The following is a 10114-nucleotide window of genomic DNA, read 5'->3' as shown; positions in this document are numbered from 1 at the left end:
CTGGAGGTCCGCCAGTCCCTGGAGTTCTCCGCGCGGCTGCGGCTGCCGTCGGGCACCACCGAGGGCGAACGGGACCGCCGCGTCGAGGAGGTGATCAGCCAGGTCGGGCTCGACCGGCTGCGCGGCCACCGGATCGGCAGCCAGTTGTCGGGCGGACAACGCAAGCGGGTCTCGATCGCCACCGAGCTGCTGACCGCGCCGCCGTTGCTGTTCCTCGATGAGCCGACCTCCGGACTCGACCCGGGCATGGACCGCTCGGTGATGCAGGAGCTGCGCGGGCTCGCGGAGGCGGAGCGCGTGGTGGTCGTCTCCACCCATTCGGTGCTCGGGCTGGAGACCTGCGACAACGTCGTGGTGCTCGCTCGAGGTGGACGCGTGGTCCACGTCGGTCCACCTGACGGCCTGCTCGACCACTTCGGGGTCCCGGACCACCCGGCCCTGTTCGACCTCCTGGACTCCTCCACGTCGCAGCTGCGGCACACCGAGGCGAAGGTGCGCACCCCGATCGTGGGCGCCGCCCCCGTCCGCCCGGTGTCGCGGTCGGCGCAGGTCGCCACCCTGATCCGCCGCAACGTGGCGCTGTTGCGGGCCGATCGCCTGCACCTCGGCATGCTCGTGCTGATGCCGCTCGTCCTGGCGGGTCTCAGTCGACTCGTCCAGGGCGCGGCCGGCCTGTCCCTGCACGTCGCCGAGCGAGTGCCCGGCGGTGCACCGGACGGCACCGAGCTCACCCAGCGCCTGACGCTGCTCGTGATCGCGGCGTCCCTGATGGGCGCGGCGATGACGGTGCGTGAGCTCGTGGGCGAGCGCGCGATCTTCCGGCGTGAGTACGCCGTCGGCCTCTCGCCCGGTGCGTACGTCGCCAGCAAGGCCGTCGTACTCGGCCTCGCCTGCTTCGGGCAGGGCGTCCTGGTCACGTGGCTGTCGCTGCTCGGCCTTCCCGAACAGGACCACGGCGGGGGAGTCCGTGGCTGGGGCTGGTGGGAGATCGCGCTACCGATCGGGCTGCTCGCCGCGGTGATGGCGCTCGCCGGACTCTGCGTCTCGGCTGCGGTGCGCACCGTCGAGCAGACGGCACCGGCCCTGGTCGGCCTGGTGATGAGCCAGATCGTGCTGGCCAGCGCGCTGGTCCAGTTCGCCGGCCGGCCCGTGCTCGAGCAGCTGTCGTGGCTGGCTCCCAGTCGCTGGGCCTATGCGGCGATGGCCTCGAGCACCGACCAGCAGCGCACCTTGCAGGGCGCCCCGGACGCTGCCCGCGACCCGTTGTGGTCCCACGGTGTCGCGGAGTGGGACCACGCGGTCCTGGCCCTGGCGGCGGCCGGCGTCATCCTGTGGCTGGTGCTGCTCCGGACCGTCCGCCGGTCGCGATCGGCCTAGGCCTTCGGAGCGGCCGGCTTGCGTGCGGCCTTCTTCTCCGCCGCCTTCTTCTGCTCGGCCTTCTTCGCTGAGGGCTCGCGCGGTGCGGTGGCCGCACTCGGCTTCGCCCGGGATGCGCGGGTCTTCGGGGGCGTGGGGTCGGTGCCGACGAGGGCGAACACCGGAGCGGTCACCTTCTCGAGTGCGCTGACGGCCTCGGCGTGGCGCTCCGCCAGTGCCCGGACGACGCCCGCGAGGTCCTCCTGCGCCTCCGCGAGGGTGGCGACGGTGTCGGCCAGCTCGCGCTGGCGGACGATGAAGTCCTGGAGCGGCTGGGCCGTGGATCCGGCCAGGCCGGTCACCGCGGTGGCCATGCCCGCGACGACGCCGGCGAGGTCGCCGACCTGGCGGGCGAGCTCGTCGGGCTGCGTCACGCCGGTGATCGCGGTGTCGCGGACCGTGCGCAGGGTGTCGGACGCGAGCTTGATGGCCAGCTGGTTCGACTTGATCAGCAGGTCCAGCGGGTTGAGCGGGGATTCAGCCATGGCGACAGGGTGGCAGACCGTCGGCTCGATGGGGAGGGATTGCGCTGCGCCGCGCCGGGAGCACCCGGTCCACCGCCGTGTCCGATTTCCGCGAGTCGTTGTCGGTGGCGGCAGGCAGGATGGGGGCATGGAGATCACGACAGGGACGGAGCGACTCGACTTCGAGCGGTGCTATGTCGTCGTCCAGTCGCGGGATCGGCGATTCGACGGCGTGTTCTACACCGCCGTCCGGACGACCGGCATCTACTGCCGCCCCTCGTGCCCGGCGCGCACGCCGGCATCCCGCAACGTCTCGTTCCACCGCACCGCCGCGGCCGCGCAGACCGCCGGTTACCGCGCGTGCAAGCGGTGCCTCCCGGACGCGACGCCCGGCAGCCCGGACTGGGACCTCGCAGCCACCGTGGCCGGCCGCGCGATGCGCCTGATCGCCGACGGCGTCGTCGACCGGGAAGGGGTCAGCGGACTCGCTGCGCGGCTGGGCTACACCTCCCGCCACCTGTCGCGCCTGCTCACCACCGAGCTCGGCGCCGGGCCGCTCGCGCTGGCCCGCACGCAGCGGGCGCAGACCGCACGTGCACTCGTCGAGAGCACGGCGCTGAGCCTGACCGACGTCGCCTTCGCGGCCGGCTTCTCCAGCGTGCGGCAGTTCAACGAGACGATGCAGGAGGTCTACGCCGCGACCCCGAGCGAGCTGCGTGGCCGCCGCGGGGGCCGGGGCGACACCACCGGAGCGATCGAGCTCCGGATCGCGGTCCGCACCCCGTTCTCCGGCCGGACGTTGTTGCGCTTCCTCGCCGACCGGGCAGTGCCCGGCATCGAGGTCGCGGAGGTCCGCCCCGACGGCTCCGGCTGGTACGCCCGCACCCTCGACCTGCCGCACGGTCCGGGCACCGCGCGCGTCGAGCTCGCCGACGTCGACGGAGTCGGGTCGTCGTACGTCCCGATGGTGCTGCGGCTCGACGACCTGCGCGACACCGCAGCGGCCGTCGCGCGGATGCGGGCGCTCCTCGACGCGGACGCCGACCCCGTCGCCATCGACGCCCATCTCGGGTCAGATCCCGTGCTGGCGCCCCTCGTCGTCCGGCGTCCCGGCTTGCGGGTGCCCGGTCACGTCGACGGCGTGGAGCTCGCCGTCCGTGCCGTCCTCGGCCAGCAGGTCACGGTGGTCGCTGCGCGTACTGCAGCGGCCCGGCTCGTGGCGGCCCACGGGCGACCGGTCACCACGCAGGTCGATGGCCTCACCCACCTCTTCCCGGATGCCGCGACCGTTGCGGCGATCGACCCGGACGAGTTCCGGATGCCTCGCGCCCGCGCCCGCGCGCTGGTGGGGATGACGGCCGCGCTGGCCAACGGCGACCTCGCCCTCGACCGTGGGCCGGACCGCAACGACGTACGCCGCAACCTGGTCGCACTCCCCGGCATCGGACCGTGGACGGCCGACTACATCGCGCTGCGCGCGCTCGGCCACCCCGACGTGTGGCTGCCGACCGACGTCGGCGTGCGCAACGCCCTGGCCGGCCGTGCGCCGGTCGATCCCGATCGTTGGGCGCCCTGGCGCTCGTACGCGCTTCTCCATCTCTGGACGTCCCTCGCGGACGTCCCTGCCGACCAGTAGTGACATCCCGACGGGAAGAATGAGGAAAACCATGTGGACTGTCGTTGAATCGCCCATCGGGCCGCTGCGCATCGTGGAGCAGGCGGGCGCCATCACCGCGATCGAGTTCTCGCCGTTCCGAGACAACGACGGCCGGCCGCGAGGCCCGCAGGCCGATCAGGCGCCCGTGCTGCAGAGGGCCGTCAGCCAGCTGGCCGAGTACTTCGCCGGTGACCGCACCGAGTTCGACCTGCCGCTCGCCCCGTCCGGGACCACCTGGCAGCGTTCGGTGTGGGAGCAGCTCGAGAAGATCGCCTACGGCGAGACGGCGTCGTACGGCGAGATCGCGGCCCGGCTGGGCAAGAGCAATGCCGCGTCACGCGCCGTCGGCACCGCCAACGGGTCGAACCCGATCCCGATCGTCATTCCCTGCCATCGCGTCATCGGCGCCGACGGCACGCTGACCGGGTACGCCGGCGGCATCGAACGCAAGCAGGCACTGCTCGAGCTCGAGCAGGATGCCCTCTTCTGACGCTATTCGGCAGCAGCGCGGCGCAGCGACTCGGACAGCCGTTCGGCGGCCGCGAGGACGGCCGGTGCGTGCATCCGGCCGGGCTGGCGTGAGAGGCGCTCGAGGGGACCGGACACCGACACGGCGGCGATGACCTTGCCGCCGGGGGAGCGGACCGGCGCGGAGACCGAGGCCACGCCCTGTTCGCGCTCGCCCACCGACTGGGCCCAGCCGCGACGACGGATGGCCGAGAGCTCGGCAGCCGAGTAGGCGGCGTTCTGCAGGCCGCGGTGGATGCGCTCCGGGTCGTCCCAGGCGAGCAGCACCTGGGCGGCGGAACCGGCGCGCATGGTCAGCTGCGAGCCGACCGGGATCGTGTCGCGCAGCCCGGAGGGCCGCTCGGCGGCCGCGACGCAGACGCGGTGGTCGCCCTGGCGACGCCAGAGCTGGGCGGACTCGCCGGTGATGTCGCGCAGTCGCGCCAGCACGGGACCGGCGGTCGCGAGCAGGCGGTCCTCGCCGGCGGCTGCGGACAGCTCGGCCAGGCGCGGTCCGAGCACGAAGCGGCCCTGCATGTCGCGGGCCACCAGTCGGTGGTGCTCGAGGGCCACCGCCAGGCGGTGGGCCGTCGGCCGGGCCAGGCCGGTGCCGGCCACCAGGCCGGCCAGGGTCGCCGGGCCGGACTCCAGTGCCGTGAGCACCAGGGCCGCCTTGTCGAGTACGCCGACGCCGCTCGAGTTGTCCATATGGCAATACTGCCGTCTCGGATGATGGGATGCAAGTTGTACAGTGGGGTCATGGCAAAGACGCTCAGTGAAAAGGTCTGGGATGAGCATGTCGTCCGATCGACGGCAGGAGAGCCCGACCTCCTCTACATCGACCTCCACCTCATCCACGAGGTCACCAGCCCACAGGCCTTCGACGGCCTGCGGCTCGCGGGCCGTTCGGTCCGTCGCCCTGACCTGACGCTCGCGACCGAGGACCACAACGTCCCGACGCTCGACTGGGACAAGCCGATCGCCGACCCGGTCAGCAAGACCCAGGTCGACACGCTGCGCAAGAACGCCGCGGAGTTCGGTGTCCGGCTGCACCCGCTCGGTGACATCGAGCAGGGGATCGTGCACGTGGTCGGCCCGCAGCTCGGCCTGACCCAGCCCGGCATGACCATCGTCTGTGGCGACTCGCACACCAGCACCCACGGGGCGTTCGGCGCGATCGCGTTCGGTATCGGCACGTCCGAGGTCGAGCACGTCCTCGCGACCCAGACGCTGATGCAGGCCAAGCCCAAGACGATGGCCGTGACGATCAACGGCAGCCTGCCCGCCGGCGTCACCGCCAAGGACATGGTGCTCACCCTGATCACGCACACCGGCACCGGTGGCGGCCAGGGCTACATCGTCGAGTACCGCGGCCAGGCCATCGAGGAGCTCTCCATGGAGGGCCGGATGACCGTCTGCAACATGAGCATCGAGTGGGGCGCGAAGGCCGGCCTGATCGCACCCGACCAGACCACCTTCGACTACATCGAGGGCAAGCCCGAGGCGCCCAAGGGTGCCGACTGGGATGCTGCCGTCGCGCACTGGAAGACGCTCGTCACCGACGAGGACGCCGTGTTCGACAAGGAGATCGTCCTCGACGCCTCGACCATGACGCCGTTCGTCACCTGGGGCACCAACCCGGGCCAGGGCGTGGCGCTGGGTGGCGTCGTACCGACCCCGTCCGACTTCGAGGACGAGCAGGACCGCGTCGCCGCCGAGAACGCCTTGACCTACATGGGCCTGACCGCCGGTACGCCGATGCGCGAGGTCAAGGTCGACACCGTGTTCGTCGGGTCCTGCACCAACGGCCGGATCGAGGACCTGCGGCTCGCCGCCGACATCCTCAAGGGCCACAAGGTCGACCCGAACACCCGACTGCTGGTCGTCCCGGGCTCGGTCCGGGTGCGGATGCAGGCCGAGGCCGAGGGTCTCCACGAGATCTTCATCGCCGCAGGGGCCGAATGGCGCGGTGCGGGGTGCTCGATGTGCCTGGGCATGAACCCCGACCAGCTCACGCCGGGCGAGCGCAGTGCCTCGACGTCCAACCGCAACTTCGAAGGCCGTCAGGGCAAGGGTGGCCGTACCCACCTGGTGTCCATCCCCGTCGCTGCCGCCACTGCTGTGCGCGGCACCCTGTCGTCACCTGCTGACCTGGTCAGCGTGGAGGTCTGAGTCATGGAGAAGTTCACCAGCCACACCGGCATCGGCGTGCCGCTCAAGCGCAGCAACGTCGACACCGACCAGATCATCCCCGCGGTCTACCTCAAGCGCGTCACGCGCACCGGCTTCGAGGACGGGCTCTTCGCTGCCTGGCGCAACGACCCGGACTTCGTGCTCAACAACGAGACCTACGCCAGCGGTTCGGTGCTCGTCGCCGGCCCGGACTTCGGCACCGGCTCGTCGCGTGAGCACGCCGTGTGGGCGCTGCAGAACTACGGCTTCAAGGTCGTCCTGTCGGCCCGCTTCGCCGACATCTTCCGCGGCAACTCCGGCAAGGCCGGCCTCGTGGCCGCGCAGGTCGACGAGAAGGTCATCCAGCGCCTCTGGGACCACCTCGACGAGAACCCGGGTGCGCAGATCACCGTGGACCTCGAGAACAAGACCGTCAGCACGCCCGGTGGAGAGGTCGAGGACTCCTTCGACATCGACGACTACACGCGCTGGCGCCTGCTCAACGGGCTCGACGACATCGGCATCACCCTGGGCAACAAGGACGACATCGCGGCGTACGAAGCCGGACGCCCTGCCTGGAAGCCGGTCACGCAGCACGCCTGACCCGCGCAGCGGTCTCATCAGCAATACAAGAGGGCATGGAGTGAACGCGTAAAGTTCACTCCGTGCCCTCTGTCGTTCAGCCCGATCGAGCGATCGAGGAACCCGCGCCCGCTGACGCTCCTGTCGCGATCGAACCGGCGCCGCTCCGGACGGTGCTGCGCCGCGGCCTGATCGGCAGCCTGCAGGCGGCGTTGGCCACGGCCGTCGTGCTGGAGGCCTCGACCCTGGGCCTGTTCTACCCGCGCTGGTTCAAGGACCAGTTCTTCGACGGTGGCGCGTTCTACCTCGACACCCTGGTGATCTGGATCCTGATCGGCTTCCTGTGGGCCGTGCTCGGGCGGTTGTGGTGGTCGATCGGCCTGGTCATGGCGCTGGCCCTGACCGTCGGCATCGGCAACCTCGTCAAGATCCAGCTTCGCGAGGAGCCGGTCTACCCGAGCGACCTCGACTTCATCCGCGAGCCCGGCTTCCTGACCTCCATGGTCTCGCCGGTCTTCCTGGTCGTCGCCCTCGCCCTCATCGTCGGTGTCGTCGTCGCAGCAGTGCGGATCGGGCGCCGGATGAGTGTGCGCTATCCCCGCCCCCGCCTCCGTTCCCTGCCTCGCGAGCACGCCCTCCTCGTCGTCGGCCTGCGGCTGGGCGTCGGCGTCATGGCCGCGCTGCTGCTGATGCAGACCACCCAGTTCAACCAGCCCGGCAACGTGTGGCGCGGTCTCTACGAGCTGCGCGGCAACGACTGGCGCTACTGGAGCCAGAAGACCAACTACCGCTCGAACGGCTTCGTGGGCGGGTTCCTGTTCAACATGCCGGTCAGTTCCATGGCCAGGCCGAAGGGGTACGACGAGGCGGAGATGGCGCGGATCGCCGATCGCTACTCCGCGCTCGCCGAGGACCTGAACGCCGAACGGACGGGCAGTCTCGACGACGTCAACGTGGTCCTGGTGCTCAGTGAGTCCTTCACCGACCCCACGGAGCTCAAGGGCTTCGACCTGGAACGGGACCCGATTCCGCGGACCCGGGCGCTGATGCAGGACACGACGTCCGGCCACATGCTCGCCCAGATGTACGGCGGTGGCACGGCCAACATGGAGTTCGAGACCCTGACCGGGCAGTCCCTCGGGCTGTTCCGTCCGCAGATGCTGTCGCCGTACCAGATGCTCGTGCCGGACCAGGCGGACTACCCGTCGGCCGTCGGCTGGTTCAAGAGCCAGGGGCACGAGGCGATCGCCGTCCATCCCTACCGGGTCGGGATGTACAAGCGCGAGCAGGTCTACGAACGCTTCGGCTTCCAGTCCTTCATCCACGACACGACCATCGGCGAGACCGACACGATCGACGACAACCCCTACATCTCGGACAAGTCGGCCTTCGACGAGGTGCTCACCCAGATCGACGAACACGACAAGCCGTTGCTGGTGAATCTCGTGACGATGCAGAACCACATTCCCGTCGATCACAATTACGACGACCCGATCAAGGTGACGGGCGCCGGCGACAACGGCAAGAAGATCGGCCAGTACGCCCGCGGCCTCGAACACACCGATGAAGCACTCGCGGCCTTCCTCGAGAAGCTGACGGATGGTCCCGAGAAGACGATCGTGCTCTTCTACGGCGACCATCTGCCGGGCATCTACGGTTCAAAGGTCAAGAACGACAACGCCGGCCTGTCGCTCTATCGAACGCCTTTCCTGATCTGGAGCAGCGAGCCCGGACACAACGTGGCGCGTCCCGTTCCGATGACGAGCCCGTCCTTCTTCCTGCCCCTGCTGTACGACGTCGCGAACGCGCCGATGCCGCCGTACCTCACCCTGCTCGACCAGGTCCACCAGCACGTGCCCGCGATCCAGCAGGGTCGTCTCCTCGACACCAACGGGGAGCAGGTCAAGGAGTCCGAACTGGACCCCGAAGCCGCGCAACTACTGACAGATCTGCGTCTCGTGCAGTTCGACTTCTCCATCGGCGGGCGTTTCGCACTGGACCGGATGTGGCCCGGTTCGGCCTCCTGAATGGCCAATTCGGCCGAAATACCGTGCTTTCCGGGAAAAAACAGCGCTAAACACGGCGTGGTGATTGTGAGTGTGGCCACTAGTGCCTAGCGTGCCCTGAAAGGACGGCCGGGCGAGGGCTCGGCCGCAACAGCCCAAGGGACGCCCGATGAGGCGCGTTTCGGAAGGACAAGTAGTGAACAAGTCTCAGTTGATCGACGCGCTGGCCGACCGATTCGAGGGCAGCCGCAAGGACGCGTCCCACGCGCTTGACGCGGTTCTCGACACGATCACCCGCCAGGTAGCCAAGGGTGAGAAGGTCGCCATCACCGGCTTCGGCTCCTTCGAGAAGGCCGTGCGCAACGCCCGTTGGGTGCGCAACCCGCAGACCGGCGAGCGGGTCAAGACCAAGAAGAAGGCCGTTCCGAAGTTCAGCGCTGGCGCTGACCTGAAGAACGTCGTCTCCGGTGCGAAGAAGCTCGCGCCGCTTCCGAAGAAGGCCGCGGTCGCGACGAAGGCTGCCGCGACCAAGCAGGCTGCTCCGGCGAAGAAGGCTGCTGCTCCGGCCAAGAAGGCCGCGACCTCCGCGGTCAAGAAGGCTGCTGCTCCCGCCAAGAAGGCCGCTCCGGCCAAGAAGGCGGCTCCGGCCAAGAAGGCACCGGCTGCCAAGAAGGCTCCGGCCAAGAAGGCTCCCGCGAAGAAGGCCGCTGCCAAGAAGGCCTGACCTCGCGCAGTTCCTTGATCGGGTCGTCCTCCTTCGGGAGGGCGGCCCGATTGCCTTTTCGTCAGTCCTGGGCCAGTTGTACGACGGCGAGCGCCTGCGCCGTCGCCACGCCGACGCCGAGCGACACGGCGTCGCGCAGGTCGCCGAGGTCGTCGACGTCACGTCGCAGGGTGGCCACCTCGCCCGGAACCTCCTGGGCATCGACGGCATGGCGTTGCGCCGAGTCCGGACCGAAGCGCGGGTCGAAGTCGTCGTACCCGGCGGAGTAGAAGGTGGTGCCCGTGCCATCGGCATCGCGCACGAAGCAGGCCGTGGTCGTCGCTGCGAACTCCAGGGCTGCGGCGAGATCGATCGGTGCCAGGGCGGGCAGGTCGGCGCACAGGGCGACCGGGCGCAGGTCCGGCCTCTCGTCGTGCACCACGGCCGCTGCGTGGCGCAGGGCGGCGTTGAGTCCGCCGCCGGGATCGGCGCAGGTCACGGCGCCCCGTTCGGCCAGGGTGGCCGCGAAGTCGGCGTCGTCGCTGACGACCAGGACCCCAGCGACACCGGGTGTCCGCAAGCAGGCATCGACGGCGTCGGTGGCGAA

At 70.0% G+C, this 10114-nt stretch carries 10 protein-coding genes; 7 read left to right on the top strand and 3 right to left on the bottom strand.

Translation table 11 applies throughout. The annotated features are described in order from the left end of the window. The coding region (locus ACOADB_RS03825) for an ATP-binding cassette domain-containing protein (protein ID WP_378596603.1) at positions 1–1377 on the top strand (1377 nt) is incomplete at its 5' end. On the opposite strand, the gene ACOADB_RS03820 is transcribed toward ACOADB_RS03825, so the two are convergent. Further along, positions 1374–1901, bottom strand: a complete 528-nt coding sequence (locus tag ACOADB_RS03820; RefSeq protein ID WP_378596602.1) for a hypothetical protein — start codon at positions 1899–1901, stop codon at positions 1374–1376. The genes ACOADB_RS03825 and ACOADB_RS03820 overlap by 4 nt on opposite strands. A 127-nt stretch (positions 1902–2028) precedes the next feature. On the opposite strand from ACOADB_RS03820, the gene ACOADB_RS03815 reads away from it, so the two are divergent. Beyond that, complete coding sequence (locus ACOADB_RS03815) at positions 2029–3516, top strand: DNA-3-methyladenine glycosylase 2 family protein (protein WP_378596601.1); 1488 nt, start codon at positions 2029–2031, stop codon at positions 3514–3516. 31 nt (positions 3517–3547) lie between these two features. Continuing rightward, positions 3548–4027, top strand: coding sequence for a methylated-DNA--[protein]-cysteine S-methyltransferase (locus ACOADB_RS03810; protein WP_378596600.1), 480 nt, complete (start codon positions 3548–3550; stop codon positions 4025–4027). Between the two features lie 2 nt (positions 4028–4029). Here ACOADB_RS03810 and ACOADB_RS03805 read toward each other — a convergent pair whose 3' ends face one another. Continuing rightward, entirely contained in the window at positions 4030–4752 is a 723-nt protein-coding gene (locus ACOADB_RS03805) for an IclR family transcriptional regulator (RefSeq protein ID WP_056714163.1), read from the bottom strand. 51 nt (positions 4753–4803) lie between these two features. Between ACOADB_RS03805 and leuC the strand changes: the two genes are divergently transcribed. From leuC to ACOADB_RS03785, 4 genes are all read left to right on the top strand, one after another. Beyond that, positions 4804–6216 carry a 3-isopropylmalate dehydratase large subunit gene (gene leuC / locus ACOADB_RS03800; protein WP_378596599.1) on the top strand — a complete coding sequence of 471 codons (1413 nt, stop codon included), beginning with the start codon at positions 4804–4806 and terminating at the stop codon, positions 6214–6216. Positions 6217–6219: 3 nt separating this feature from the next. Beyond that, on the top strand, positions 6220–6819 hold the full coding sequence (gene leuD / locus ACOADB_RS03795) for a 3-isopropylmalate dehydratase small subunit (RefSeq protein WP_378596598.1): 600 nt from the start codon (positions 6220–6222) through the stop codon (positions 6817–6819). A gap of 62 nt (positions 6820–6881) precedes the next feature. Beyond that, a complete protein-coding gene (locus ACOADB_RS03790) occupies positions 6882–8825 on the top strand; it encodes an LTA synthase family protein (RefSeq protein WP_378596597.1) in 1944 nt (647 codons plus the stop codon). A gap of 175 nt (positions 8826–9000) precedes the next feature. Continuing rightward, on the top strand, positions 9001–9528 hold the full coding sequence (locus ACOADB_RS03785) for an HU family DNA-binding protein (RefSeq protein WP_378596596.1): 528 nt from the start codon (positions 9001–9003) through the stop codon (positions 9526–9528). A 61-nt stretch (positions 9529–9589) separates the two neighbouring features. On the opposite strand, the gene ACOADB_RS03780 is transcribed toward ACOADB_RS03785, so the two are convergent. After that, a partial coding sequence (locus ACOADB_RS03780; RefSeq protein ID WP_378596595.1) for a 2-phospho-L-lactate guanylyltransferase occupies positions 9590–10114 on the bottom strand: 525 nt, incomplete at its 5' end.

Source organism: Nocardioides sp. CPCC 206348 (genome assembly GCF_048654705.1).
Taxonomy (GTDB): Bacteria; Actinomycetota; Actinomycetes; order Propionibacteriales; family Nocardioidaceae; genus Nocardioides.
Note: the sequence above shows the minus strand (reverse complement) of the source record. Positions and strands in the feature narration are given on the sequence as shown.